The organism is Umezawaea sp., from assembly GCF_057122925.1.
The window spans coordinates 24,764-51,518 of the sequence record NZ_DBNGPQ010000160.1 but is presented as its reverse complement, the minus strand read 5'-3'; the positions used below and the strand labels follow the sequence as shown (position 1 = coordinate 51,518).

Sequence of the window (26,755 nt, the reverse complement as noted above, 5' to 3'; positions counted from 1 at the left end):
GGGTAGATGTAGTTGCCCTGGTCGTCGTACTGCGCGGCCATGCCGTACAGCGTCGGGTCGAACTGCTCCTCGTTCTCGACGAAGGCCTCGTTGGCCTGCTTGAGCGAGAGCGAGATCCGGCGGCGCTCCAGGTCGATGTCGATGACCTTGACCAGGACGTCGGAGCCCACCTGCACGACCTGCTCGGGCAGCTCGACGTGCCGCTCGGCCAGCTCGGAGATGTGCACCAGGCCCTCGATGCCGTCGTCCACCCGGACGAACGCACCGAACGGAACCAGCTTGGTGACCTTGCCCGGCACGATCTGGTTGATCGCGTGGGTGCGGGCGAACTGGCGCCACGGGTCTTCCTGGGTCGCCTTCAGCGACAGCGAGACGCGCTCGCGGTCCAGGTCGACGTCGAGCACCTCGACCTCGACCTCCTGGCCGACCTCGACGACCTCGGACGGGTGGTCGATGTGCTTCCAGGAGAGCTCCGAGACGTGCACCAGACCGTCCACGCCACCCAGGTCCACGAAGGCACCGAAGTTGACGATCGAGGACACGACGCCCTTGCGGACCTGGCCCTTCTGGAGCTGGTTGAGGAACTCGCTGCGGACCTCGGACTGGGTCTGCTCCAGCCACGCGCGGCGGGACAGGACCACGTTGTTGCGGTTCTTGTCCAGCTCGATGATCTTGGCTTCGAGCTCGCGGCCGACGTAGGGCTGGAGGTCGCGCACGCGGCGCATCTCGACGAGCGACGCGGGGAGGAAGCCGCGCAGGCCGATGTCGAGGATCAGACCACCCTTGACCACCTCGATGACGGTGCCCTTGACCGGCTCGTCCTTCTCCTTGAGCGCCTCGATGGTGCCCCACGCCCGCTCGTACTGAGCGCGCTTCTTGGAGAGGATCAGCCGACCTTCCTTGTCCTCCTTCTGGAGAACGAGGGCCTCGACCTCGTCGCCGACCTTCACAACATCGTTGGGGTCAACGTCGTGCTTGATCGACAACTCGCGCGAGGGGATGACGCCCTCGGTCTTGTAGCCGATGTCGAGCAGGACCTCGTCCCGGTCGACCTTGACGATCGTGCCCTCGACGATGTCGCCGTCGTTGAAGTACTTGATCGTCTTGTCGATAGCGGCGAGGAAGTCCTCCTCCGTACCGATATCGTTGATCGCGACCTGCTTCGGCGCCTTGGCGACCGGGACAATGGTGGTGTCGGTGGACATTAGGTAGGTGGCTCCGGTACGGATTGGGATTGGGTGGCCTGCAAAGTGCGTCGCGCGGCGGGCACACCCGACCCCCACAGGCCAGTTTTCGTGCTACTGGATCATGGGCAGAGCTAACCCACTACGCAGGCGGTATCGTACGCGGCTTCGCGACCAGCGGGCAAACCGGTACCCCCACGTTAGGAGCAGTGTGTCCACGCAGCACGCCAGTGCCGAACTCACCCTCGGCACGACCGGGATCGCCAAGAGGCCCGTGGACGCCGCCGAGTCGCGCACCGCCAACCGGATCTGGTGGGACGCCGACGCCGACGACTACCACGCCGAGCACGGCGACTTCCTCGGCGCGGCGGACTTCGTGTGGTGCCCGGAGGGGGTCCGCGAGCAGGACGCGCGGCTGCTCGGCGACGTGGCGGGCAAGCGGGTGCTGGAGGTCGGCTGCGGGTCGGCGCCGTGCGCCCGGTGGCTCGCGTCGCAGGGGGCGCGGGCGGTCGCGTTCGACATCTCCGCGGGCATGCTGCGGCACGCCGCCGCGGCCAACCGCGAGACCGGGATCGACGTACCGCTGGTCCAGGCGTCGGCGGACCAGCTGCCGTTCGCGGACGGGTCGTTCGACGCGGCCTGCTCGGCGTTCGGCGCGGTGCCGTTCGTGGCGGACTCCGGCACGGTGATGCGCGAGGTGTCGCGGGTGCTGCGGCCGGGGGCGCCGTGGGTGTTCGCCGTGACTCACCCGATCAGGTGGATCTTCCCGGACGACCCCGGCCCCGGCGGGCTCACGGTCACGCAGTCGTACTTCGACCGGACGCCGTACGTCGAGGTGGACGAGCGGGGCAGGGCCACCTACGTGGAGCACCACCGGACGATGGGCGACTACGTGCGGCAGCTCGCCGCCGCGGGCCTGGAGCTGGTGGACCTGCTCGAACCCGAGTGGCCCGCGGGGCACGACCGCGAGTGGGGCCAGTGGAGCCCGCTGCGCGGGAAGCTGTTCCCCGGCACGGCGATCTTCCTGACCCGCAAGCGGTAGCCGCTCGACGCGCCCGGCGGCCCGGTCGTCCCGGTGGACCGGCGGGGCGCCCGGTCCGGGGGTCCCCACGTCGTAACCTGGCCCCATGACGGTCGGTCGAGCGCTGCTGGACGCGCAGTCCGCGCGGTTCGCCTCCCTCGACCCGGTGCTGCCCGCCGTGCCGGAGCCGCCGGACGGCGACGTGCTCACCGCGGCCCTCCCGGACGGCACGCGCGTGGCGGGCGTGCTCCAGCGGCAGGTGTACGACCGGACGTCGCTGCACCGCCTGTGGTCGGCGACCGAGGTGTGGGAGCTGACGCCGCTGCTCGGCGCGTCGGGCGGGCGCGGGATGGACGCGCTGCTGCGGGCGTGGCGGCGGACCGTGGAGCGGGTCGGCGGGGCCGGACCGGACTCGTCCTGCGTGGTGACGTGGCCGAGCCGGGACACCGAGTCGGCCAAGGCGTTCCTCGACCACGGCATGGTGCCGCTGTCGGTGATAGCGGTCCGGCGCAACCAGGGTCACCCGAACGGGGGTCCGCCGCCGACGCTGCGGATCCGCAGGGCCACGCCGAAGGACCTGGACGCCGTGCTCCAGCTCGCGCTGGCGGAGCTGCACTACTCGTCGCTGGTCGGCTCGACGGTCGCCCGGCCGGAGGCGGTCGCGCTCAAGCGCAGGACGCTGAGCGACCGGCTCGCGTCGGGCGGGCCCGCGTGGCTGGCCGAGCGGGACGGGATCGCCGTGGCGCTGGCGGAGTGCGCGGTCGTGTCGTCGGAGCCGGGCAACTGGACGTCGACCAGGCTGCCGCACGGCCGCTGGGGGTACGTGAACTGCCTGTCCGTGCTGCCGGGTGCGCGCGGGACCGGGATCGGCCAGCAGCTCATGGCGTTCGCCCACCGCGAGCTGCAACGGCTCGGCACGGTCGGCAGCTACCTCTACTACAACCCGCCGAACCCGCTCTCCTCGGTGTTCTGGCCGCGCCAGGGCTATCGTCCACTGTGGACCGTGTGGGAAGTGCGCCCGGCCTTCGCGCTGCGCTGACGTCCGTTTCGCGAGGTTGCCGAGAACGTCACACCACCTCCGGTTGCGAGCCGCTCCCCCGCGGACCACTATTTGAACTGACCGGTCAGTTCAAGGAGGTAATGGTGGAGATCCACGCCCAGCGCGTCGGCGTCACGGGGGCGCACGGCCCGCTGCTGCGGCCGACCACCCTGAGGGTCGGCCCCGGCGAGTTCGTGCTCGTCGCGGGCGAGCCCGGCGCGGGCCACACCGCGCTCGGCCTCGCCCTGTCCGGCAGGTTGCGGCCCAGCACCGGCTCGGTGCTGCTCGACGGCACCGACAACCCCTCCGAGCTGCGCGGACGGGTCGCGCTCGTGGACGCGCCCGAGGTCAACGAACCCGAGGCCGCGCTCAAGCTGAGCACCGTCGTCGGCGAGGAGCTGGCCATGATCGGCGAGCGCAGCGGCCGCAAGGCCGTCGCGGACTGGCTGGTCGAGCACGGCGCCGAGGAGCACGCGACCAGCCGCTTCGAGCACGTCCCCGCCGACCTGCGGTGCGCGCTGCTGCTGGAGCTGGCCGCCGCCCGGCCCGGCGTCGGGGCGCTCGTCCTCGACAGCCCCGACCGCTACCACGGCACACCGGAGACGTGGCTGGGCCTGGCCAGGGCGCTGGTCACCCCGGAGCGCTCGGTCGTGGTGCTCTGCTCGACCAGCTCGGCGCGGCTGCTGGACGTCACCGCCGCGCGCCTCGGCGAGGACAACACCCCCGAGGTCGACGACGAGGAAGAAGCCCAGGAGAAGACGGCGTGACCGCGATTCGGATGGCGCTCAACGAACTGCGCCGGGTCAGCTCCGGCACGTTGCCCAAGCTCGCGCTGCTGGCGCTGGCGCTCGTGCCGCTGCTGTACGCGTCGCTCTACCTGTACGCGAACAAGGACCCGTACTCGAACCTGAAGAACGTGCCCGCCGCGCTCGTCGTGGCCGACCGGGGCACCGACCAGGTCCACGCCGGTCGCGACGTGGCCGACGAGCTGGTCAGGGGCGGCAGGTTCGACTGGCACCAGGTCGGCGAGGCCGACGCCGAGAAGGGCGTCCGCGACGGCACCTACACGTTCGCGCTGACCCTGCCCGAGGACTTCTCGCAGGCCCTCTCGTCCTCCGGCGACTTCACCCCGCGCCAGGGCGTGATCACGCTGACCACCAACGACGCGAACAACTACCTCGGCAGCACCATCGCGAACCAGGTCGTCGCGGAGGTCCGCCGGTCGGTGTCGGTCAAGATCGGCGAGGAGGCCGCGGACCGGCTGCTGCTCGGCTTCTCGACGATCCGGCAGAAGACCGTCGAGGCGGCCGACGGCGCGACCAGGCTCGCCGACGCGCAGCAGTCCGCGCTGACCGGGACGCAGCAGCTCGTGGACGGCGCGACCCCGCTGGCGGACGGCGCCGGGACCTTGGCGAACGGGCTGGACCAGCTCCAGGCCCAGACGAAGGACCTGCCGCTCAAGTCGCAGCAGCTCGCCAACGGCGCCAAGCAGGTGGCCGACGGCAACGCGACCGCCGCGACGACCGCCGAGGACTACGCCGCGAAGGCGCAGGCGCTGGTGACGGGTCTCGACCAGGTCAACGGCGACATCGCCGCGAAGCTGCGGGCGGGCGGGATGCCCGAGGAGGACGTGCAGAAGGTGCTGACGGCGCTCGGTCAGGCCAAGGCGCCGGTCGACGACGCCAACGGCAAGGTGCAGGGCGCGGCGGGCCAGCTCCGGCAGCTCGCCAACGGCGCCGAGCAGGTGTCCGACGGGGCCGCGCGGCTCGCGGCCTCGACACCCGCGCTGACCGACGCGATCACCAGGCTGGACGACGGCGCGGGCATCCTCGCGTCCGGTGCCGTGCGGCTCCGCGACGGCGCCACCGCGCTGCGCGACGGCGAGCAGCAGCTCGTCGACGGCACGACGAAGCTGCGCGACGGGCTCAACGAGGGCGTCGGCCAGATCCCGAACCCGGACGACCCCACCCGCGACGCCACCGCGAAGACCATCGGCGACCCGGTGAACGTGCGCGGCGTCAGCCAGACCGCCGCGGGCACCTACGGCGCGGGCCTCGCCCCGTTCTTCCTCGGGCTGGCCACGTGGATCGGCGCGTTCGTGCTGTTCCTGCTGCTGCGACCGCTGTCGCGGCGGGCGCTGGCCTCGGGCCAGTCGGCGGTGCGGGTCGCGGTCGGCGGCTGGCTGCCCGGCGCGCTGCTCGGCCTCGCGCAGGTGGTCGTCATGTTCTCCGTCGTGGCGCTGGTCGTGGACATCCGGCCCAGCGACCCCGTCGGCACGCTGGCGTTCCTGTTCCTCACGTCGATGACGTTCGTCGCGGTCCTGCACGCCCTCAACGCGCTGCTGGGCGCGGTCGGCAAGTTCGTCGGGCTCGTGCTGCTGATCCTCCAGCTGGTCAGCGCCGGCGGCACGTTCCCGTGGCAGACCATCCCGGAGCCGCTGTACCCGCTGCACTACGGTTTGCCGATGGGCTACGCGGTGGACGGCTTGCGCCACCTCATGTACGGCGGCGAGCTGAGCGGTGTCGGCCACGACGCGCTGGTGCTGGTGGCCTACCTCGTCGGAGCGCTGGCGGTCTCCACGTTCGCCGCGCACCGGCAGCGGGTCTGGACGCCGTCGCGGCTGAAGCCGGAACTGGTGCTGTGAGCACGCCCCGGCCCGGTCGCACCGGGGTCACCAAGCAGAAGCTGTTCGACGCGGCGCTGAAGCTCGTCGGCGAGCGCGGCGCGGCCTCGGTGACGGTGGACGAGATCGCCGCCGAGGCCGGGGTCGCGAAGGGCACGGTCTACTACAACTTCGGCAGCAAGGACGCCCTCGTCGACGCCCTGCTGCGGCACGGCGTCGACCTGCTCGCCGCGCGGTTGCGCCCGGCGCAGGAGCAGGAGGGCACCGAGGACGCGCTGGCCGCGCTGGTGGACGGGATGCTCGGCTTCTTCGCCGAGTACCCCGCCTTCGGCCAGTTGCTCGTCAGCGAGCTGTGGCGGACGCCGGGCCAGTGGCACGGCACGCTCAGCCTGCTGCGCGACGACATCGTGTCCATCGTGAAGGCGCAGATGCAGCGGGCGCACGACGCGGGCCGCCTCCCCGAGGGGGTCCAGGTGGGCACGGCGTCGGCGGCGCTGTTCGGCACGCTGCTCGTGATCGCCCTCGACTGGCAGGTGTTCCAGCCCGAGCGGTCGTTGGCCGAGGTCCGCGAATCCGTGCTGCTGCTGGTGCGCGGCCTCGGCCCCCGTGGCTGACCGGGCTCAGGCGGGCGTCACCACACGTCCACGTCGCCCACGTGGTGGGTGGACGGCGGCTTGCCCTCCAGCGCCCGGTGCACGGCGGCGAGCACGCCGTCCGAGGTCTCCCGGTGCGAGAGCCAGCGCCTGCCCGATCCGTGCTTGACGTGCCCCAGCACCACCTGCTGGGTGGGGTGGCCGTCGAGGATCGGCTCCGGCAGGCCGTGGACGCGGTGCGCCGCCCCCGAGTCGTGCACCTCCACCACCGGGGCGTGCGGGGCCAGCAGCGGCGCGACGGCCTTCAGCACCGACTCGCGGTAGGTCGAGTGCACCCAGGCGACCAGCAGGTCGGCGGGGTGGTCGAGGGTGGTGCGCACGCGTTCGGCCAGCTCGGCGGGCCGCGCCCAGTCGGCGGCGATCTCACGGGCTCTCGGCTCCGCGGCCGTCGGCCGGTGGCCCGCCGCCACCACCGCGGCCCGCGCCGCCAGGCCGAACCGAGGTCTGCGGCTGGGCAGCACCACCTTCCAGCCGTCGGCCAGCAGCGCTGACGCGCACCCGGCCAACATCCCCGTCCCACCCAGCACCAACGCGATCCGGTCACTCATAGCGATGACTCCTCGTTGAGTCCTGCCGCGTGGCGCAGCGGGCCCGCGCGCCACCGGTCCACTTCCCTCTGGCCGCACAGCCGCACGATCGCCAGCCGTGCCCCGTCCTCACCATCGCGCATCACGGCCAACTTCCGCCGCAGGCTCGCGTGCGACTTCCACGCCCACCTCCAGAGGTGCCTGCGGTCGGTGAACACCGTGCGCAGCGGTGGCTCGTAGTTGCCGTTCCACAGGTGCTGGCCCCGCAGCCTCCTGCGCACCGTGCGCAGGACCAGCCTCCTCATCACCACGTGCCGGGGGTGGTCGAGCCAGACGACGGTGTCCGCCTCGCCCAGCAGGAGGGGTCGCACCTCCCGGTACTGGTACTCCGTCACCCACGCCGGTCCGCGCGCGAACCGGCGCACCTCGGCCGCGAACTCCGGCCTCGGTGTCCACCGCGGGCCGTGGAACAGCGCGTCGAGCTCCACGTACGGCAGGTCGAGCACGCGGCCTATCCGATCGGCCATGGTCGACTTGCCCGCGCCCGCCGTGCCCGCCACGAGCACCCGTCTCGGAGCGTGCGGCAGCGGATCGGAGGGTCCCAGGATCGGCACGCGCCCAGGCTACCGGCGGGCACCGACAGGAACCGGGTGCTGGACGAGCCCTACGGACGGCTGATCGCGGCCAGCAGGTCCTCGTGGGTCGGCAGGCCGAACGCCCAGCCGACGGGGAACGAGAAGTGGACGACGCCGTCCGCGTGGACCGTGCGGGCACCGGGCATCGCGCCGCGAACGAGCCGCACCACCGGGGTGTTCTCCGGCAGCACGTCGCCGTGCAGTTCGAGGTAGCCGAGCCCGCCCGCGAGCGCGGTGATCTCGGTGAGCAGCATCCGGCCCACACCGCGGCGGTGCCAGCGGTCGACGACGGCGACCGAGACCTCGGCCGTGCCCCGGCCGGTCCTGACCAACCGGGAGATGCCGATGGGCTGCCCGAGGACCTCGGCGACGACGGCCGCGTGGCGGTCGCCGTCCAGGTCGATCAGCTTGTCGCGGAACGACCTGGTGAGCCGCGGCACGGGTGCGTGGAACCGCAGGTAGCGGCTGTGGTCGGAGAGCCCGGCGAAGACGGCGTCGACGGCTGCCGGCGCGCTCCAGCGGTCGAGCGCGCGCACGCTGGGACCGGTCATGGTGCGACCACCTAGTTGGGTTCGGATTCAGAACTCCACCATAGCTGGGTCTGTTTTTCGAACGCAAGCGTATTCTGGAGAGATGGCACACGCGAAGCTCGCCGACCCGCAGTGCACGATCGCGCGCCCCGCCGCCTTGCTCGGCGAGAGGTGGACCCTGTTGCTGCTGCGCCAGGTCTTCCTCGGCACCCGCCGCTTCGAGGACTTCCAGACCGCGATGGACATCTCCCGCAGCGTGCTCACCGAGCGGCTCGCGGAGCTGGTCGACGAGGGCGTCCTGCGCCGCGTCGCCTACAAGGACGCCCGCACCCGCTACGAGTACCGGCTCACCGACAAGGGCCGCGCGCTCTACCCCGTGATGATGGCCCTGCGCGACTGGGGTTCGGAGTGGATGCCACCCGTGGACGGCCCGTCGTTCGAGCTGCACCACCGGGACTGCGGCGGCGGCGTGCACGCGAAGGTGGAGTGCACCGGCTGCGGCGAGGAGCTGACCGCGCGGGACGTGCGGGTCACCACCCCGAACCGGGCCTGAGGCTCACAGCCGGTCGGCGAACGCGCGGTGGGCGGCCGCGCCGAACAGCACGAAGCGCACCAGGCGCACCGGTCCCACCGGCTCGCGGACCGCGGCCAGCGCGATCTCGGCGGCCGACTCCAGCGGCCACCGGTAGACGCCGGTGGAGATCGCGGGGAACGCCACGGTCTCCGCACCCAGCTCGGCCGCGACCAGCAGCGAGTTGCGGTGGCACGCCGCCAGCAGCTCCGAGCGGTCCTCGGTGGCCGAGTGCACCGGGCCGACCGTGTGGACCACCCACTTCGCGGGCAGCCGTCCCGCGGTGGTGGCGACCGCCTGCCCCACGCCCAGCCCGCCGCCGAGGTGCGCGGCGCGCAGCGCCCGGCACGCGGCCAGCACCTCCGGGCCGCCCCGGCGGTGGATCGCGCCGTCGACACCGCCGCCGCCGAGCAGCGACGAGTTGGCCGCGTTGACCACCACGTCCACGGCCTGCTCGGTGATGTCACCCTCGACGACCTCGATCTCCACGCCGTCAGCCTGCCAGTTCGGCCAGGTGGCGGCGCAGCACGGTGGTCATGACCTCGGGTGTCGTGAGGTCCGGGTGCAGCACGGCGTTGACGGCGAGCCCGTCGAGCAGGGCCGCGAGGCGCTCGGTCTCGACGGCCGGGTCCAGCCCCTCGGGCAGCGCGCCGTGGGCGACCGCCCCGGCGAGGACCCTGCCGACCACCGTCCGCACGCCCCGGTGCAGGCGCAGCGCCGACGGCCGCAGCGAGGGGCGGGTGCGGGCGGCGGTGATGAACGCGAGCCAGATGACGGACTCGTCCCGGCGGTCGGCGTCGAGCGGCAGCAGCTCACCCAGCAGCGCCTCGACCAGCGGCCCGCGCTCGTCGGACGTGCCCGCCGCGAAGATCCGCTCCGCCCCGGTCCGCAGCCGGACCCCGACGCGCTCCTCCAGCTCCTGGAGCGCGAACACCAGCAGCTCGTCGTGGCTGTCGAAGTAGTGCCGGACCGAGCCGATCGCCAGTCCCGCCTCGTCCGCGACGTTGCGCAGCGACGCCTGCTCGACGCCCTCCCTGCGGACCACGCGGAACAACGCGTCCACGACGGCGCGGCGGCGGGCTTCGGCGTCGACGATCCTGGGCACTCCCCTTTTTAGCACACCCATGCTAATTTAAGTAGCACGACCATGTTACAAACGAGGGGGAACCATGACCACCTGGGTGCTGATCGTCGTCGGGGTGGTGGCGGTGATCGTGAAGCGGGCCGTCGGCGAGCCGGTCGACCTCCGCGACCTGGCCGTGCCGCCGCTGGTGCTGCTCGGGGTCGGCGTGCACGGCCTGCTGGAGGTGGACCTGGGCGCGGTCGACGTCCTGTGGCTGGTCGTCGGCTCGCTGGTCGGGCTCGCGATGGGCGTGCTGCGCGGGTCGTCCGTCCGGCTGGCCACCCGCGACGGCGTGCCGTGGCAGCGCTGCACCGCGCGGACGTTCGCGTACTGGGGGCTGTCCGCCGCGGTCAACCTGGCCGTCGGCTTCGCCGCGAGCCACTACACCGACGCTCGGCCGATCACCCTGTCCATCGGCGTCGGCCTGCTCGGCGAGGCCGTCCCGGTCGGCCTGCGGGCGCTGCGGGCGGGCGCGCCGACCGCCACACCGGGGTGACCACGTCGATCGGCCGCGAAAGTATCGTCACCACCGCGAACGTGGTGGCCTCACCGTGGGGAGTGGTCGTGCTGGGAGCACTCGGGCTGGGTCCCGCCGAGGAACGGATCTACCGGGCCGTCGTCAGCGGCTACCGCAGCGACGCGGACGCCATCGCCGAGAGCCTCGGCGCCGACCGCGGCGAGGTGACGGCGACGCTGAAGACCCTGCTGACCAAGGGGCTCGTCACCCGCACCGGCGAGCACTACGCGGCGGCGCCGCCGGACGTGCTGCTCGGCCCGATGCTGGTGAAGGGGCAGGCCGAGCTGGAGCAGGCGCGGGCGGCGGTGTCGCAGCTCGCGGACGAGTACCGGGGTGACGCGCGCCGCCGCGACTCGGCCCGGCTGGTGGACGTCGTGACCGGCGCGGAGGCGATCCGGCACCACCTGCTGAGCCTCCAGCGCGGGGCCCGCGAGGAGATGCTGTGGTTCTGCCGCAAGGCGCCGATCGCGATGTCCTCGCCGGAGAACGACGAGGAGGCGAAGGCGCTGGCACGGGGCGTGCGCTACCAGGCCGTGTTCGAGACGGCGCTGCTGGAGGAGCCGGGTGAGCTGGCCGAGGTGATGGCCTCGGTCCGCGCGGGACTGATCGGGCGCTCGCTGCCCGCGCTGCCCGTGCGGCTGGCCGTCGCGGACCGCAAGATCGCCCTGTGCCCGCTGGTCACCGACGACGCCACCGGCGAGCCGACCGCCGCGCTGGTCATGGAGAGCAGCCTGCTCAGCGCGCTGGTCGCCCTGTTCGAGAGCTACTGGGAACGCGCGATCCCGCTGCGCATCGACGGCGGCGCCGACGTGCCGCTGACCCCGGACGAGCGGCAGCTGCTGTCACTGCTGCTCGCCGGGGTCAGCGACAAGTCGATCGCCACGCAGCTCGGCGTCAGCGGCCGCACCCTCCAGCGCAGGCTCCAGGACCTGATGCGGCGGGCCAACGCGCAGAGCCGGATGCACCTGGCGTGGCGGGTCAACGAACTCGGCTGGCTCGGCGACTCGGGCTGGTGAGCCCGCGCGGGTCGGGTCAGCGCAGCGCGAGCCGGTGCACCCCGCTGGCCATCGTGCCCGCGAACAACCACGCGCCGTCCGGCGAGACGAGCACCGACCGCACCTCGTGGTCGGCGGGCTGGTTCGGCAGGGCCCTCCAGCTCGTGCCGCCGTCGGTGCTGCGCAGCACGCCCAGCCCGGGCACGTCGAAGTCGCGCGACCCGGCGAACAGCGCGCCGTCGCGGGAGAACACCACCGACGTGGAGAACAGCGACGGACCGGCACCGTCCGCGAACGACTTGCCCGCGTCGTGGCTGACCTTCAGCAGACCGTCGCCGACGGCGACCACGTGCGCGGGGTTCCTCGGGTCGACCGCGACGGCCTCGACCCGCCCGTCGAACGCCTTCGCGAGCGGCAGGTCCGCGCCGGTGCTCAGGTACAGCCCGCTCACGTCCGCGATCCACACCCCGCCGGAGCGGGTCGGGTCGATCGCGAGACCGTTCACCCCGGACAGCTCGGTGTCGTGCAGAGGGGTGAAGCTGGTGGCGCCGTCCGTGCTCGCGTACAGCGCGGGAGCGAGGTAGGCGCCGGTGTAGACGCGGCTCGGGTCCTTCGGGTCGGCCACCACCGAGTGCGAGTTGCCGGGGAACGACGCCAGCCCGGTCCACGTCCGTCCTCCGTCACCCGACTCCTCGATGAAGAAGCACTCGCCGGGGCAGTAGGCGTTGCGCGCCCGCAGCACCTCGTTCCCCTTGCCGGGCAACGTCTCCAGCGCGCTGACGGTGTTGCCGACCGTGTGCGGGACCTTGCCGGTCCACCCCCAGTCCTGGTAGCCCGCCCCGAGGTCGCGGCCGAGCGGCGCGGTGGAGCGGTAGCTGCCGGTCGGCGTGCCTGCGAGCAGCGCGGACCCGGCGACGGCCAGCGCGTTCACCGAGGTGTCCGGCACGCCGATGCGCTGGAAGTCGACGGAGTCGCGGGTCGTGAAGATGCCCGCGGACGCGGCGACGACCTGCACGTCCGGCCGGTCCGGGAAGCTCCCGACCTCGTTGTAGACGTCGACCTTCTCGAACGCGGGCTTCGCCCTCCACGTGCGGCCGAGGTCCCGGCTGACCCACAGGTTCTTGGCACCGCTGCCGTCCGGCGAGCCCTCGATCGTCTGCACCTGGACGTCCCCGGCCGGGCCGACACCGATGTAGGGCACGGCGTCGTCCGCGTTCCACGGCCCGCTCACCGTCCGCCAGGTCTTCCCGCGGTCGGTCGACAGCACCGCCCCGCTGAAGATCCCGGCGGCCACCACGACCCGTTCCCCCACGGACAGCGAGTCCACGGCGAGGTCGACGGCCAACTTCTTCGCCCTCTGGGGCCGCGACGTGGCGTTCTCGACCAGGTGCACCCCAGCACCCGTACCGATGTAGAGGTCCCGGTCGTCCAGCCCGAGCTGCCGCACCCCCTGCGGCGACCCGGCCAACAACTCCCAGTGCGACCCGCGGTCGGTGCTCAGGTGCACACCGTCGTCACCACCGACGAACACCGACCGCCCGTCCCGCGACACCACAACACTCGTGAAGCCGGCAGGCGTCTCGAACACCGACGAGAACGACCGCCCACCATCCCGACTGCGCACAACGAACCCCCGCTCACCCCCTTGCGGTGCAGCGACGACGTAAACCAGGTTCGGATCCCGCGGATCAGCCGCGATCTGCCGCCCAGCAGCAGCGGGCAGGTCCAGCCCCACGGGCGCCCGCCAGGTCTTCCCACGATCGTCGGTCCGGTAGACGTTCCGACCAGTGGCCGTCAGCACGTACAACCGCGACGGCATCGCCCGCGTGAACGCGAGATCCCCACCACCGGCGTTCGGCCCCATCGACACCCACGAAGACCGACCAGCGGACTCACCCTCGACCGGCCCAGCCGAAGCGGGCACACCAGTCCCGAGCACAACACCCACAGCCAACGCGAGCGCAGCCGGCTTCCAAGAGTTCCGGTACATGGCCACAGCCTGCTGAGACCGGCTCAACGAGTCACTAGTTCGCCCCTGGCACAACCACGACAAGTCGCAACTCCGCCACCACACCCGAGCACCAGGCCTTCCCGCCGCGCAGACCAGCCGCAAGACGCGCAAGCCCGCAGGGCGAGCCCGCTCCCCACCCGCCCCCGATCCCCAGCGCGGTGCGCACCGGGCATCGAAACGACCAACAATCGGGGCGAGCCCCACCCACCACATCCCAGTGGCCAGCCCACTCCCCAACCCTGAGCGCCCGTTTCCGACCGCCACGAACAGCACCGCCGCCGGGTGGTCGTGGACGCGATCCTCTACCTGGTCGACGAGCGGGTTCGCACTGTGGAGGGCGGGCGCGTCCCAGCGGGTGCCCGACGCGCGGCGGGACCGGGTCCGCCTGGCCGCCGACGGTGCCGCGGCACCGTCGGCGGAGATCGTCGACTCGCAGTCGGTGCGGGCCGCGGAGACCGTCCGCAGTGCGACCCGCGGCTACGACGCGGGCGAGAAGGTCCAGGGCCGCAAGCGCCACATCGTCGTGGACACCCCGGGATCGCTGGTCGCGCCAGCGTCCACGCAGGGCCGGGGCGCCGCCCCTTGCCTGCGGCGCCTGCGTTCGGTCGCGGGCGGACGTGTCGGGGTGGTGTGGGCCGATGGCGGCTGTACCGGTGCCCTGCTCGGCTGGGCGCGCAGGACTCTTGGTGCGGTGGCCGATGATCCGCACCACCAGCCGTCGACCGACTCAGCCGCGGCAGCTCGGAAACAGGCGCTGAAGAGCACCCGACTGCCCAGCCCTAATGAGCAGCCGCGTCCCACGACCGCCCATACCCCACCGACACCTCCAACGGCACCGACAACGAATAGGCGTTCCCCATCTCCTCCCGAACCAACGCCTCCACAGCGGCCCTCTCCCCCTCGGCCACCTCCAGCACCAGCTCGTCGTGCACCTGCAACAACATCCGCGAACGCAACCCGGCCGACTCCAACGCCCGGTGCACCCCCAGCATCGCCACCTTGATGATGTCCGCGGCCGACCCCTGGATGGGCGCGTTCAACGCCATCCGCTCAGCCATCTCCCGGCGCTGCCGGTTGTCGCTGTTCAGGTCGGGCAGGTACCGCCGCCGCCCGAGGATCGTCTCCGTGTACCCGTCCTTGGACGCCTGCACCACCAGTTCCTGGAGGTAGTCCCGAATCCCCCCGAACCGGGAGAAGTACGCGTCCATCTGCTCGCGGGCCTCTTCGGCCGGGATCCTCAGCTGCTGCGCCAACCCGTACACGGACAACCCGTACGCCAACCCGTACGACATCGCCTTGACCCGCCGCCGCATCTCCCCGGAGACCTCGGCGGTGGGCACCGAGAACGCCTTCGAGGCGACGTAGGTGTGCAGGTCCTCCCCCGAGTTGAACGCCTCGATCAACCCGGCGTCCTTCGACAGGTGCGCCATCAACCGCATCTCGATCTGCGAGTAGTCGGCGGTCATCAGCTCCGAGTACCCGTCGCCGACCACGAACGCCTCCCGGATCCGCCGCCCCTCGTCGGTCCGGATCGGGATGTTCTGGAGGTTCGGATCGGTGGACGACAACCGTCCGGTGGCCGCGATCGTCTGGTGGAACGTCGTGTGGATGCGACCGTCGTCGGCCACCGACTTCAGCAGTCCGTCCACGGTGGACTTCAACCGCGTGACGTCCCGGTGCGCCAGCAGGTGCTGGAGGAACGGGTGCTCGGTCTTCTCCAGCAGGTCCTGGAGGGCCTCGGCGTCGGTGGTGAACCCGGTCTTGGTCTTCTTCGTCTTCGGCATGTTCAGCTCGTCGAACAGCACCACCTGGAGCTGCTTGGGCGAGCCGAGGTTGATCTCCTTGCCGATCACCGCGTAGGCGTCCTGCGCGGCCTGCTTCACCCCGGCCGCGAAGTGCGCCTCCAGCTCCGCCAGGTGCGCGGAGTCGACCGCGATCCCCACCGCCTCGACCTCGTCCAGCACCGCCATCAACGGCAGCTCCAGCTCGGCCAGCAACCGGGTCCCGTGGATGTCCACCAGCTGCTCGTCCAACGCGTCCGCCAGCTCGGCGACGGCGCGGGCCCGGATGATCGCGCCGGTGGCGGTCTTCTGGAGCTCCTCCTCCTCGTCGGCCAGCAGCGAGAGCTGCCCGTCCGACGACTCCTCCGCCCGGAGTTCGCGGTGCAGGTACCGGATCGCCAGGTCGTCCAGCGCGAACGACCGCTGCCCCGGCCGCACCAGGTAGGCGGCCAGCCCGGTGTCGCTGGTCAACCCGCGCAGCGTCCACCCCCGAGCCCGCAGGGCGCGCAGGGGCAGCTTCAGGTCGTGCCCGGCCTTCAGGACCGACGGGTCGGCCAGCCACGCGGCCAGCGCCCTCTCGTCGGCCTCGTCCAGCCCGGCGACCTCGACGTACCCGCCGTCACCGGTGGCCGTCGCGAACGCGATGCCCTCCAGGTCGCCCGCGCTCTCGCGGAACGCGATGCCGACCCGCGCGCCGCGCGCGTACTCGTCCAGCCAGCCGCCGAGCAGCCCGGTCGGGACGGCGCCACCGTTGACCTCGAACCCGTCCTCGACCTCGGGCTCCTCGGACGGCAGGGTCGCGAACAGCCGGTCGCGCAGCACGCGGAACTCCAGCTCGTCGAACAGGCGGTGCACCGCCTCGCGGTCCCACTGCTTCTTCTCCAGGTCGTGCGGCCCGAGCGGCAGCTCGACGTCGCGCACCAGCTCCGTCAGGTGGCGGTTCAGCATCACGTTGGTGATGTTGTCCCGCAGCGCCTCGCCCGCCTTGCCCTTGACCTCGTCGACCCGGTCGATGAGCCCGTTGAGGGACCCGAACTGCTGGATCCACTTGGTGATCGTCTTCTCGCCGACGCCGGGGATCTTCGGCAGGTTGTCCGACGGGTCGCCGCGCAGCGCCGCGAAGTCCGGGTACTGCTCCGGCGTCACGCCGTACTTCTCCACGACCAGCTCGGGCGTGAACCGGGCCATCTCGGACACGCCCTTGACCGGGTACAGCACGGTCACCGAGTCGCTGACGAGCTGGAGGGCGTCGCGGTCGCCGGTGCAGATCGCGACCTTGAAGCCCTCGGCGACGGCCTGCGTCGTGATCGTGGCGATCAGGTCGTCGGCCTCGAAGTTGTCCTTCGCCATCGTCGGGATCGACAGCGTCGCGAGCACGTCCTGGATCAGGCTGACCTGCCCCTTGAACTCGTCCGGCGACGAGCTGCGGTTCGCCTTGTAGTCGGCGAACGCCTCCGAGCGGAACGTCTTGCGCGAGACGTCGAACATCACCGCGACGTGCGTGGGGGCCTCGTCGCGCAGCAGGTTGATGAGCATCGAGGTGAACCCGTACACGGCGTTCGTCGTCTGCCCGGTGTTCGTGGAGAAGTTCTCCTTGGGCAGCGCGAAGAAGGCCCGGTACGCCATCGAGTGGCCGTCGATCAGCAGCAGGCGCGGTGCGTCGGAAGTGCTCACGGCCCGAGTCTAGGGTGGAGCACCGACAGTTCCGCACCGACCGGAGGTAGCCGGTGACCGCCGCCGTCCCACCCACGCCCGACCAGCTCCCCGGCCTCAACCTGGACCTGGCCGCCGAGCAGCTCACGACGAAACTGGGCATCGAAATCACCCGATGGGATGCGGACCGGCTCGTCGGCACCATGCCCGTCGCGGGCAACCGCCAGCCCTACGGGCTGCTGCACGGGGGCGCGACGGCGTCGCTCGCGGAGACGCTCGGCTCGGTGGCCGCGGCGATGCACGCGGCGCCGGACCGCGTGGCGCTCGGCCTGGAGCTGTCCTGCACGCACCACCGCGCCGCGCGCGAGGGGCTCGTGACGGGCGTCTGCACGCCGCTGCACGTCGGGCGGAGCACGGCGACGTTCCAGATCGCGGTCAGCGACGAGGACGGCAGGGCGGTCTGCACCGCCCGGTTGACGTGCATCCTGCGCGAGCGGCCCCCCGGCGAGCCGAAGGCCTAGCCCCTGGGCGCGGAGGGCACCGTCCTCCGCGCCCGGAACCGGTTCCGCAGCCACCGGACCACGAGCGCGACCAGCAGGAGGCCGAGGGAGAACGGGAGCCACCAGCGCGGACCCACCACCGCCTCGGCCACGACCTGCACGCAGCCCAGCGCGAGCGCGGCGACGACCACGCCCCGCGCGGTGCGGGCGAGCAGCGCGGCCGTCACGGCGTAGACGCCCACGAGCACGGCGGTCAGGTACCAGGCCGAGCCGGGCACCTTCAGCAGGTGGAGGAACGCGGCCGTGCCCGTGAGCAGGCCGCCCGCCACGAACGGGCGGACGCCGTCGCGCAGCGCGACGGCGAGGGCCAGTGCCGCGAGCGCGACGACGGTCAGCTGGACGTCGTCCACACCGGGCAGCGGCTCGTGCGGCCGGAAGAGGCGGACCGGGGGCGCGGCGGCGTCGCCGAGCAGCAGCCACGCGCCCAGCTCCACCGCGGCGAAGGCCGCCAGTCCCGCCAGGACCGACCGGCCCGCGACGAACGACAGCGCGGTGGCCGCGGCGACCGCCGCCAGCAGGCCGAGCGCCAGGAAGCCCAGCAGCGGCGCGAGCGCGACGTCCGGGGTGGGGCCGGGGCGGAAGCCCAGCGCCCGGTAGGTCAGGTAGGCGGCGAACAGCCCGAGGCCGAACGCGCCGAGCTGGGCCGGGTCCACGGCGCGGGCGCGGCGGGTGCAGGCGACGGCCAGCAGCGCGTACACCGCGCCCTGCGCGACGGCCTCCACGGCGCTCGACCACCACGTGTCCGCGAGCAGCTCCGCGCTGCGCACCAGGTTCGCCGACATGAGCGGGTTCACGGCGTGCACGCTGCCACACCCGCCGAACGGTCCGGCGACCGGAGCCGACCCACCGCGCGCACGACGGCGCCCCGCCTCCCGCGCAGGGGAGACGGGGCGCCGAGGTGGTGCGGTCGGTCCTAGTCCTCGCCGAGGTAGGCCGCGCGGACCCGCTCGTCGGCCAGCAGCTCGTGGCCGGGGCCTTCGAGGGTGGTCTTGCCCAGGTCGATCACGTACGCGTGGTCGGACAGGGCGAGCGCCGCCAGGGCGTTCTGCTCCACCAGGAGGATGGTGGTGCCCAGGGTCTGCAACTCCTTGATGGTGTCGAAGATCAGCTGCGTCATGATCGGCGAGAGGCCCATCGAGGGCTCGTCGAGCATGAGGAGGCGGGGCTTCGACATCATCGCGCGGCCGATGGCGAGCATCTGCTGCTCGCCGCCGGAGAACAGGCCCGCCTTGTTGTGCCTGCGCTCACCGAGCACGGGGAACAACTCGTACACGCGCTGCATGTCCGCCTCGACGCCGTCGTCCTTGCGGACGTAGGCGCCGAGCTGGAGGTTCTCCTCCACGGTCATCCGGGGGAACAGCCGCCTGCCCTCCGGGCAGTGGGCGAGGCCGCTGCCGAGGATGGTGTGGGCGGGCTGGTCGTGGATGGCCTGGCCCTGGAACAGGATCTCGCCGCCCGTCGGCCGCAGCAGACCGGAGATGGTCCGCAGCGTGGTCGTCTTGCCCGCGCCGTTGCTGCCGATGAGGCTGACGATGTGGCCTGCCTCGACGGTGAACGAGACGTTGCGGACGGCTTCGATCGCGCCGTAGGCGACGCTGAGGTTGCGGACCTCAAGGAGCGCGCTCATGCCTGCTCCCCTTCCGGCTTCGTGGTGTCGGCGGCGGTGTGCGGGTCGGCAGCCCTGTTGTGCTGCGTCTCCTCGACCATCGCCTGGACCTCGGCCTCGACCTCGTCCGGCGGCTTGCCGAGGTAGGCCTCGATGACCCTCGGGTCACGGCGCACTACCTCGGGGCTGCCCTCGACGAGCAGCTCACCCTGCACGAGCACGGAGACCGAGTCGCACAGGCTGAAGATGAACTTGATGTCGTGCTCGATCACGACCACGGAGACGCCGGTGTCGCGGATGGCCAGGATCAGCTGCCGCGTCGCCTCGGTCTCCTGCGGGTTCATGCCCGCGGTCGGCTCGTCCAGCAGCAGCACGGCCGGGTCGGTCGCCAGTGCCCTGGCGATCTCCAGGCGGCGCTGGTCGCCGTAGGGCAGGTTGCGCGCCAGCTCGTCCTCGATGCCGGGGAGGTTGACGAACTCCAGCAGCTCGGTCGAGCGCTCGCGCGCCGCCTTCTCGCCCCTCTGGTACGAGGGACCGTGGAACAGCGAGGCCAGCGGGCCCTGCTTCATCCGCACGTGCCGTCCCACCATGACGTTCTCCAGCACGGTCATGCTGGGGAACAGCCGGATGTTCTGGAACGTGCGGGCCACGCCCGCGGTGGTGACCTTCGCGGGGTCGCCGGGCAGCACGTCGCCCTTGAGCAGCACGCTGCCCGTGGTCGGCGTGTAGAGACCGGTGAGGCAGTTGAAGAACGTCGTCTTGCCCGCCCCGTTGGGGCCGATGAGACCGACGACCTTGCCCTCGTCGAGCTTCAGCGACACGTTCTGCAGCGCCTTGAGGCCACCGAAGACCATCGAGACGTCGCGCGCTTCCAGGACTGGCGTGCTCACGCCTTGGCCCCCTTCGTGTCGTGCTCGTGCACCTCGTCGACCGGAACTCCGCCGACGTCCTCATCGGCGAGCTCGGCCCTGCGGTGCCGGTCGGGCACCAGCCCCTGCGGCCGGAACCGCATGATCAGCACCAGGGCGAGACCGAAGATCATCAGCCGGTAGTCGCTGAACTCGCGCAGCTTCTCGGGCAGCACGAACAGCAGCGACGCGCCGAGGACGGCGCCGGGGATGGACCCCATGCCGCCCAGGATGACCGCGGCGAGCAGCGTGACCGACTCCAGGAACTTGAAGCTCTCGTAGGAGACGGTGCCGTTCTTGTGCGCGAACACCGCGCCCGCCAGACCCGCGAGCGTGGCACCGACCAGGAAGGCGAGGATCTTCGCCTTGCCGGTCTTGATGCCCATCGCGCGGGCGGCGTCCTCGTCCTCGCGGATCGCGATCCACGCACGGCCGATGCGGCTGAACTTGAGGTTCGCGAAGATCGCCATCACGCCCGCGACGAGCAGCACGATCAGGACGTAGTACAGGACGCCCGCGGGCAGCTGCACCGAGCCGATCGACAGGGACTGGTTGAACTCCTTGCCGAACAGGTCCAGCGGCGGCACGCCGGGGATGGCGTTGGCGCCGTTGGTGAGCCCGCCGATGTTGTTCTGCGCGGACCTGGTGAAGATCTCACCGAACGCGAGCGTCACGATCGCGAGGTAGTCGCCGCGCACGCGCAGCGTCGGCGAACCGACGATGGCGCCGAAGATGCCCGCGATGATCGCGGCGATGACGGCGGCGACCGGGAACGGGAGGTCGAGACCGATCTTGGACGCGGCGGCGCCGGACAGGTTCGCCGCGACGACCGCGCCGATGCCCATGAACGCCACGTACCCGAGGTCGAGCAGACCGGCGAGGCCGACCACGATGTTGAGGCCGATCGCGGTGGCGGCGTAGATGCCGATGTTCGCGGCGACCGTCATCCAGTACTCGGACCCGGCCCCGGTGAACGGGAGCAGCAGCGCGCACGCCAACAGGACGACCACGCTGAAGATGCGGTGCTTCTCCGACAGCTCGGAGATCCAGCCGACCAGGCCGACCCCGTTGAGGGCGGTCAGCAGGCCCGCCGCGAAGCCGAGGAACGACAGGAACAGGCCACCCGCGTACGGGTTGGCCGGACCGCCCTGGCCACCGGCGGTCAGCGTCGCGGAGACGGCGACGAGCACGGCGGCGAACGTCACCAGCAGCACGAGGTAGGCCAGCGGCGTGGACAGCGTGAGCTTCCACTTGGTGGGCGGCTCGATGCCGAGGCCCGTGCCCGCGAGGATCACCGCGATGCCCGCCACGACGCCGACGACCCCGCCGAAGGCGGAGCTGCCGTCAGCGGCGGTGATGGCGCCGAGGCCACCGCCCTCGGCGACGATGAAGACCGAGTTGATCAACGCGACGGCGAGGCCACCCCAGCCGAGGGACCTGATGACCCGACCCTTGTTGGGGATCGGCGCGAAGGTCGCGATCAGCACCAGCACGCCGAGCAGCAGGATGTGCCACCGGAACCCGGTGACCCCGAACGGGGCGTCGAAGTACTGGAGGGTGGCCCGGTCCGGGTAGTTGCCCGAGTTGAGCGAGAACGTCACCCACGGCAGGAGCGCGGCCACGATCAGCAGCACGCCACCGACGACGGCCAACGGACGCGCGAAGGGCTTCACTGTATTGGCGATCTTGCTCACGCGCGCACCCTTTCCGGCTCACCGAACAGGCCCTGAGGCCGGAACACCAGCACCAGGATGAGCACGACGAAGATCCAGACGTAGTCGTACGAGGTCCCACCGGGCATGTACTGACCCGCGAGGGTCTTGACGAGACCGATGATGAACGCACCGACCACGGCGCCCCGGATGCTGCCGACGCCGCCCAGCACCGCCGCGGTGAAGGCGAAGATGCCCGTCTGGAAACCCATGTCGGTGTTGATGTTGGTGTAGTAGGTGCCGAAGAGCACGCCCGCCACACCCGCGAGCGCCGCGCCGAGGACGAACGTCAGCACGATCACGCGGTCGGGGTTGACACCCATGAGCTTCGCGGTGTCGGGGTCCTGCGCCGTCGCCCGCATCGCGCGGCCCATGCGGGACCGGTTGATGTAGGTCTGGAGCAGCAGCGACAGGATGATCGACACGAAGATCAGCAGGACACCGGTCCAGCTGATCTTGATGGGACCGAGCGAGAGCTGGCCCTGGACGAACGCACCGGGGAAGGGCAGGGCCGCGGTGGCGTTCGGGTAGAAGTTGCGCACGAACTCCTGGAGGAACACCGAGACACCCAGCGCGGTGATCAGCGGTGCGAGCCTGGGGGCGTTGCGCAGGGGCCGGTAGGCGAAGCGCTCCATCAGGAGGGCGACCACGACGCTGATCGCGACGCCTCCGAGGAGCACGAGCGGGAGCGACACGTACCAGACGTCCTTGACGGCTTCCGGCACGAGCCAGGTGTACGTCGCCAGGCCGCCGTAGGCGCCGACCATGAAGACTTCACCGTGCGCGAAGTTGATCAGCTGGATGATGCCGTACACCATGGTGTACCCGAGCGCGATCAGGGCGATCAACGCGCCCTGCACCACCCCGTTGGCCAGCTGTTGAAGCAGGGTTGACACGACTACCTCTACCTCCGTAGACAGCGGGGGCGGACAGAACTGTCCGCCCCCACCGCATCTGACGTCAAACGATCAGTAGTCGTGCACTCAGCCGGTGAACTCGCCGGTCTCGGCGGAGTTCCACTTGCCACCGGTGACCTGGTAGACCGTCAGCACCTTGTTGGTGCTGTCGCCGAACTCGTCGAACTTGATGCTGCCGGTCGCGCCGCTGCCGCTGTAGGCGCCGACGGCCTTCAGCAGGTCCTCGCGCTTGCTCTCGGCCCAGTCACCACCGTTGAGGGCGGTGGCGAGGCCACCGATGATGGAGTTGGCGGCGTCGTAGGAGAAGGCACCGTAGGCGCCGTAGGCGTCCTTGTAGCCCTTCTTGGCGTACGCGTCGACGAACGCCTTCGCGCTGTCCAGCTTGTCGGTCGGGGCGCCGACCGAGGTGGCGAGGTCACCGTCGCCGCCGCCGAGGCTGATGTACTTGTCGTCGTAGATGCCGTCGCCACCCATGAGCGGGATGTTGAGGCCGGAGCTCTTCATCTGCTTGCTCAGCGGGGCGGCCTGCGGGTACTCGCCGCCGTAGTACAGGGCGTCCGGCGTGGAGCCCGCGATCTTCGCGATGACGCCCGCGAAGTCCGTGTCCTTCTCGCCGACCTTCTCCTGGGCGACGATCTGCGCGCCCTTGGCGGTGGCCTGCTTGGCGAACTCGGCCGCGAGGCCCTCACCGTAGGTCTTGCCGTCGGTGATGATCGCGATCTTCTTCTTGCCCGCCTTGCCGACCAGGTAGTTGGCCGCGAACGGTCCCTGGAGCTCGTCGGTCGCGCACACGCGGAAGTACGTGTCGAACGCGCGCTTCGGAGCGGTGGCGAACGCCTCGCCGCGGGTCAGCGTCGGGTTCGTGTTCGCGGGCGAGACCTGGACGATCTTCTTCTGGGAGAGGATCGGCTGCACGGTCTGGGCGACGGACGAGTTCAGCGTGCCGACGACGCCGACCACGTTCGGGTCCGACGACAGCTTGGTCGCGGCCTGGGCGCCCTTGGCCGGGTTCGCCTCGTCGTCCTGCGTGTCGACGGCCAGCTTGTAGCCCTTGACCGTGCACTTCTCGTTGGCCTCGTCCACGGCGAGCTGGGCCGAGTTCTTGATGCCCAGGCCGAGGGCCGAAAGACCACCCGACTGGGGGGCGATCACGCCGACGATGAGGGTGCCCTTGCTCGTGTCGCACGCACCACCGGAAGCACCGGACTCGGTCTTGTTCGTGCCGCATGCGCCCGCGACGAGCAGAACACCGACGACGATTGCTGCGGACTTCACTGAGTGCTTACGCACGTGATGTCCCTCCTCAATCCAAGCTCTTGGCGGCAGCGAGGTCACCGCGTACCGCGCTTAAATCCCTCTCACTGAGGGTTGGCCGGAACCTAGGCGATGAAGTGGGTCACCGTCACCACAGGCAAGGTGCTCGTGACCATAACGCAACGCGGTGTTATGTTTGACTTGATAATTTATACACCCCGTAACACCAGCGCGCTTCTGCCGCTTGCCGCTGTCGTCGCTGGTCAGGACGCCGCCAGCAGACCACCCGAACGATTTTCGGATCGAGTGCCTGCTGTGATAGTGCAGTCACAATACGTGCGGATCTTAAGCCACTTGTATCCATCGAGCGGGTGATGTCGGCATAACATTGCCTCATGACACCGCGGAGGCGGCTAGCCACGGCGTTCGTGGCCTTCGCCGTCCTGGCCGCAGTGGTCGCGGCCCTTCGCCACGCCCAGAGCGGCTCGACCGGGCCGCCCGCGCCCCCGCCGGTCTCGCTCGCGGACTTCACCGCGCCCCACCTCCTCGTGCCGAACCCCGGCGAGCCGCCCGCCGCGCCCGCGGAGGTCGAGGCCTTCGGCGGCCACGGCTGGATCAGGGTCGCCTGGGGCTCGGCGCTGCCGGGTGGGCAGGACCCCGCCCACGCCGCCGGGTACGAGGTCAGCTGGCACCGCGACGGCGAACCGGCCAGGACGCGGCGGGTCGCGAGCAGCGAGGTGCAGCTGGACGGGCTGGCCGAGGGCGTCGACCACCGGATCGCCGTGCGCACCGTGGACGCGGTCGGCCGCCGGTCGCCCGCCGTCGAGACCACCGGCCGCGTGGGCGACGACGGCGACTGGCGCGACGGGCTGACCGGGCTCCTGGACGACTTCGACGACCCCGCCACCACCGACGCGCGCCGCTCGGGCTCGCTGTGGCACGTCGACGGCTACCGCGGCTGCGTGAACACCGACAACGCGGGCGGGCACCTGCTGGTGGAGATGAACTGCGGCGCGGACTCCGCCGTCCTGCGCGCCCGCCGCCCGCTGGTGCTGTCCGAAGTGGACGACGACGTCCTCGGCCGGGTCGGCGTGGTCACCGACGCGGCGGGCGCCCGCGGAGGGCTCACGGTGGACCTGGTGCCCGGCGGCCCGGACCAGGTGGGCTCGGAGGAGGTGTCCGACCCGGCGCTGCCACCGGGAGCGGTCCGGGTCGCGCTCGACGACGACGGCGCCCGCGTGCTGGCGGCCCCGGACGTCCCGACCGTGCCGGACCGGGGTTCGGAGGCCGCGACCCGGCGCGGAACCGGTGTGCTGCACCGGTTCGACGTGCTGCTGACGAAGTCCGGGGTGCGGGTGCTCCAGGACGGCAGGCAGATCGGCTCGTCCGGCGCGGTGCCCGCGTGGCGGGAGGCGACCGTCCTGCTGGGACTGCGCGGCGCCAGGGGGCGGCGGAGCACCGTGCGCCTGGACGCCGCCGGGTTCAGCGGCGCGCAGACCCCGGTGAGGGGCGTGGTGGAGACGCCGACCGTGCCCGCGACCCAGCAGGTGCTCGACCTGGACGACCAGGCGCCCGGCGTCGGGATCTCCCGCGCCCCGCTGCGCGGCGCGACCGCCGCCCGGCTGCGGGCCACCGTGACGTTCGCAGGCCCCGTCGACCCGGCCGCGGTGGTGGTGCAGCTCGGCGACGCCCGGCTGCCCGCCGTGCAGGCGGCCCCCGCCCCGGTCGTGGCGGGCGTGGTGCGCCAGGGGACGGCGATCACCGTCGTGGCGGAGCTGCCGCCCGAACTGCTGGCCGAGACCGGCCCCGACTCGCTGTCGCCGTTCGTGCTGCGCGTGGCGGGCGGCAGGGCGGCGATGGGCACGGTCCGGTCGAGCTACCTGGAGGTCGACACCACGACCACCGAGGCGCCGCCCGCGACCACCGGCCGCCCCCGGTCGACACCGGCGGACGAGCTGCCCGCGGGCTCGCTGGTCGTGCGCGACCAGAACAACCAGGTCCTGCCGCCGGACCAGCCGCTCGGCCAGCGCAGGGTGGTGCTGTCCATCACGCTGGACCCGCTCGGCGCGGAGGCCGTCAGCGGGTCCGTCGCGGGCGTGGCCGGGTTCCGGCTGCGCATCGACGGGCAGCTCGCCGCGACCGTGAACACCGCGCGGGACGGCCCTGGGCTCGGGGGCACGTACACCGTCGGCCTGGAACTGGGGCGGCTGCCCGCCGGACGGCACCGGGTGGAGCTGGAGGTGGTGCCGGTCGACCCGGCGGAACGGGAGCGGTCCACCCTCGTCACGCTGGAGGGCTGAGGGTCAGCCGAAGTTCTCGATGACCGCTTCCGCGACCGCCTTCATGGTCGTGCGGCGGTCCATCGCGGTCCGCTGCACCCAGCGGAAGGCCTCGGGCTCGGACAGGTTCTGCTTGCTCATCAGCAGGCCCTTGGCGCGCTCGACGACCTTGCGGGTCTCCAGGCGGTCGGTCAGGCCCGCGACCTCGTTCTCCAGCGCCTGGAGCTCGGCGAAGCGGCTCATGGCCAGCTCGATGGCGGGCACCAGGTCGCGCTTGGCGAACGGCTTGACCAGGTACGCCATGGCGCCGGCGTCGCGCGCGCGCTCGACCAGTTCGCGCTGGCTGAAGGCGGTCAGTATCACCACGGCGGAGATGCGGCCCCCCGCGATGGCGGAGGCCGCCTCGATGCCGTCGACCTTCGGCATCTTGACGTCGAGGATGACCAGGTCCGGGCGCAGTTCGGTGGCGAGCTTGATGGCCTCGTCACCGTCGGCGGCCTCGCCGGCCACCTCGTAGCCCTCTTCCCGCAGCATCTCGACGAGATCGAGGCGGATCAGCGCTTCGTCCTCCGCGACGAGCACGCGGCGCGGCGCGGGGTGGGCCTCGGCCGGTTGGGTCACCGGGGTCCTCCTGACGGTCTTGCCCGACCGGACGC

General features: G+C 71.7%; 25 protein-coding genes and 1 pseudogene. 11 read left to right on the top strand and 15 right to left on the bottom strand.

Annotated features, from left to right (window positions below; genetic code table 11):
• Positions 1 to 1,205: 30S ribosomal protein S1 (gene rpsA / locus AC156L_RS36605; protein WP_484407683.1), on the bottom strand; the 1,205-nt coding region annotated here is incomplete at its 3' end.
• A 190-nt stretch (positions 1,206 to 1,395) separates the two neighbouring features.
• On the opposite strand from rpsA, the gene AC156L_RS36600 reads away from it, so the two are divergent.
• The 5 genes from AC156L_RS36600 (at position 1,396) to AC156L_RS36580 (ending at position 6,481) form a co-directional block, all read left to right on the top strand.
• Positions 1,396 to 2,226, top strand: coding sequence for a class I SAM-dependent methyltransferase (locus AC156L_RS36600; protein ID WP_330878089.1), 831 nt, complete (start codon positions 1,396 to 1,398; stop codon positions 2,224 to 2,226).
• 85 nt (positions 2,227 to 2,311) lie between these two features.
• A complete protein-coding gene (locus tag AC156L_RS36595; RefSeq protein ID WP_330878088.1) occupies positions 2,312 to 3,244 on the top strand; it encodes a GNAT family N-acetyltransferase in 933 nt (310 codons plus the stop codon).
• A gap of 101 nt (positions 3,245 to 3,345) precedes the next feature.
• Entirely contained in the window at positions 3,346 to 4,011 is a 666-nt protein-coding gene (locus AC156L_RS36590) for an ATP-binding cassette domain-containing protein (RefSeq protein WP_484407681.1), read from the top strand.
• Positions 4,008 to 5,888 (top strand): YhgE/Pip domain-containing protein, encoded by a 1,881-nt coding sequence (locus tag AC156L_RS36585; protein WP_330878086.1) that lies wholly within the window; start codon positions 4,008 to 4,010, stop codon positions 5,886 to 5,888. Before AC156L_RS36590 ends, AC156L_RS36585 begins: the two co-directional genes overlap by 4 nt.
• A complete protein-coding gene (locus AC156L_RS36580; protein ID WP_330878085.1) occupies positions 5,885 to 6,481 on the top strand; it encodes a TetR/AcrR family transcriptional regulator in 597 nt (198 codons plus the stop codon). Before AC156L_RS36585 ends, AC156L_RS36580 begins: the two co-directional genes overlap by 4 nt.
• A gap of 17 nt (positions 6,482 to 6,498) precedes the next feature.
• Here AC156L_RS36580 and AC156L_RS36575 read toward each other — a convergent pair whose 3' ends face one another.
• Genes AC156L_RS36575 through AC156L_RS36565 form a run of 3 tightly spaced genes read right to left on the bottom strand, consistent with a single transcriptional unit; the run spans position 6,499 to position 8,233 of the window.
• Positions 6,499 to 7,068, bottom strand: coding sequence for a Rossmann-fold NAD(P)-binding domain-containing protein (locus AC156L_RS36575; RefSeq protein ID WP_330878084.1), 570 nt, complete (start codon positions 7,066 to 7,068; stop codon positions 6,499 to 6,501).
• Positions 7,065 to 7,661, bottom strand: coding sequence for a P-loop NTPase family protein (locus AC156L_RS36570; protein ID WP_330878083.1), 597 nt, complete (start codon positions 7,659 to 7,661; stop codon positions 7,065 to 7,067). The genes AC156L_RS36575 and AC156L_RS36570 overlap by 4 nt, the downstream gene beginning before the upstream one ends.
• 50 nt (positions 7,662 to 7,711) lie before the next feature.
• On the bottom strand, positions 7,712 to 8,233 hold the full coding sequence (locus AC156L_RS36565; protein ID WP_330878082.1) for a GNAT family N-acetyltransferase: 522 nt from the start codon (positions 8,231 to 8,233) through the stop codon (positions 7,712 to 7,714).
• 82 nt (positions 8,234 to 8,315) lie between these two features.
• On the opposite strand from AC156L_RS36565, the gene AC156L_RS36560 reads away from it, so the two are divergent.
• A complete protein-coding gene (locus AC156L_RS36560) occupies positions 8,316 to 8,765 on the top strand; it encodes a winged helix-turn-helix transcriptional regulator (RefSeq protein WP_330878081.1) in 450 nt (149 codons plus the stop codon).
• Between the two features lie 3 nt (positions 8,766 to 8,768).
• Here the strand turns inward: AC156L_RS36560 and AC156L_RS36555 are convergent, their stop codons facing one another.
• Complete coding sequence (locus AC156L_RS36555) at positions 8,769 to 9,272, bottom strand: O-acetyl-ADP-ribose deacetylase (RefSeq protein WP_330878080.1); 504 nt, start codon at positions 9,270 to 9,272, stop codon at positions 8,769 to 8,771.
• 4 nt (positions 9,273 to 9,276) lie between these two features.
• Positions 9,277 to 9,888, bottom strand: coding sequence for a TetR/AcrR family transcriptional regulator (locus AC156L_RS36550; RefSeq protein WP_330878079.1), 612 nt, complete (start codon positions 9,886 to 9,888; stop codon positions 9,277 to 9,279).
• Positions 9,889 to 9,952: 64 nt separating this feature from the next.
• On the opposite strand from AC156L_RS36550, the gene AC156L_RS36545 reads away from it, so the two are divergent.
• Complete coding sequence (locus AC156L_RS36545) at positions 9,953 to 10,402, top strand: DUF1453 domain-containing protein (protein WP_484407679.1); 450 nt, start codon at positions 9,953 to 9,955, stop codon at positions 10,400 to 10,402.
• A gap of 68 nt (positions 10,403 to 10,470) precedes the next feature.
• Positions 10,471 to 11,439, top strand: coding sequence for a helix-turn-helix domain-containing protein (locus AC156L_RS36540; protein WP_330878077.1), 969 nt, complete (start codon positions 10,471 to 10,473; stop codon positions 11,437 to 11,439).
• A gap of 16 nt (positions 11,440 to 11,455) precedes the next feature.
• Here AC156L_RS36540 and AC156L_RS36535 read toward each other — a convergent pair whose 3' ends face one another.
• Positions 11,456 to 13,042: a hypothetical protein gene (locus AC156L_RS36535; protein ID WP_330878076.1), complete on the bottom strand. Its 1,587-nt coding sequence runs from the start codon at positions 13,040 to 13,042 to the stop codon at positions 11,456 to 11,458.
• A gap of 604 nt (positions 13,043 to 13,646) precedes the next feature.
• Here AC156L_RS36535 and AC156L_RS36530 point away from each other — a divergent pair.
• Positions 13,647 to 14,093, top strand: a pseudogene (locus AC156L_RS36530) (transposase); the annotation flags it as partial.
• Positions 14,094 to 14,208: 115 nt separating this feature from the next.
• Here the strand turns inward: AC156L_RS36530 and polA are convergent.
• Positions 14,209 to 16,884 (bottom strand): DNA polymerase I, encoded by a 2,676-nt coding sequence (gene polA / locus AC156L_RS36525; RefSeq protein WP_330878075.1) that lies wholly within the window; start codon positions 16,882 to 16,884, stop codon positions 14,209 to 14,211.
• A 53-nt stretch (positions 16,885 to 16,937) separates the two neighbouring features.
• Here polA and AC156L_RS36520 point away from each other — a divergent pair, with 53 nt between their 5' ends.
• Positions 16,938 to 17,384, top strand: coding sequence for a PaaI family thioesterase (locus AC156L_RS36520; protein WP_330878074.1), 447 nt, complete (start codon positions 16,938 to 16,940; stop codon positions 17,382 to 17,384).
• Here AC156L_RS36520 and AC156L_RS36515 read toward each other — a convergent pair.
• The 6 genes from AC156L_RS36515 to AC156L_RS36490 form a co-directional block, all read right to left on the bottom strand.
• Positions 17,381 to 18,217, bottom strand: coding sequence for a hypothetical protein (locus AC156L_RS36515; RefSeq protein WP_330878073.1), 837 nt, complete (start codon positions 18,215 to 18,217; stop codon positions 17,381 to 17,383). The two genes, AC156L_RS36520 and AC156L_RS36515, sit on opposite strands and share 4 nt — an antisense overlap.
• A gap of 119 nt (positions 18,218 to 18,336) precedes the next feature.
• Positions 18,337 to 19,050 carry an ABC transporter ATP-binding protein gene (locus AC156L_RS36510; protein WP_330878072.1) on the bottom strand — a complete coding sequence of 238 codons (714 nt, stop codon included), beginning with the start codon at positions 19,048 to 19,050 and terminating at the stop codon, positions 18,337 to 18,339.
• Entirely contained in the window at positions 19,047 to 19,919 is an 873-nt protein-coding gene (locus tag AC156L_RS36505; RefSeq protein ID WP_330878071.1) for an ABC transporter ATP-binding protein, read from the bottom strand. The genes AC156L_RS36510 and AC156L_RS36505 overlap by 4 nt, the downstream gene beginning before the upstream one ends.
• Positions 19,916 to 21,610: a branched-chain amino acid ABC transporter permease gene (locus AC156L_RS36500; RefSeq protein WP_330878070.1), complete on the bottom strand. Its 1,695-nt coding sequence runs from the start codon at positions 21,608 to 21,610 to the stop codon at positions 19,916 to 19,918. Before AC156L_RS36500 ends, AC156L_RS36505 begins: the two co-directional genes overlap by 4 nt.
• 17 nt (positions 21,611 to 21,627) lie before the next feature.
• On the bottom strand, positions 21,628 to 22,545 hold the full coding sequence (locus AC156L_RS36495) for a branched-chain amino acid ABC transporter permease (protein ID WP_330878069.1): 918 nt from the start codon (positions 22,543 to 22,545) through the stop codon (positions 21,628 to 21,630).
• 87 nt (positions 22,546 to 22,632) lie between these two features.
• On the bottom strand, positions 22,633 to 23,856 hold the full coding sequence (locus AC156L_RS36490; RefSeq protein ID WP_330878068.1) for a branched-chain amino acid ABC transporter substrate-binding protein: 1,224 nt from the start codon (positions 23,854 to 23,856) through the stop codon (positions 22,633 to 22,635).
• 359 nt (positions 23,857 to 24,215) lie between these two features.
• Between AC156L_RS36490 and AC156L_RS36485 the strand changes: the two genes are divergently transcribed.
• Complete coding sequence (locus AC156L_RS36485) at positions 24,216 to 26,120, top strand: hypothetical protein (RefSeq protein WP_330878067.1); 1,905 nt, start codon at positions 24,216 to 24,218, stop codon at positions 26,118 to 26,120.
• Positions 26,121 to 26,123: 3 nt separating this feature from the next.
• On the opposite strand, the gene AC156L_RS36480 is transcribed toward AC156L_RS36485, so the two are convergent.
• Positions 26,124 to 26,720: an ANTAR domain-containing response regulator gene (locus tag AC156L_RS36480; protein WP_330878066.1), complete on the bottom strand. Its 597-nt coding sequence runs from the start codon at positions 26,718 to 26,720 to the stop codon at positions 26,124 to 26,126.
• Positions 26,721 to 26,755: the final 35 nt, after the last annotated feature.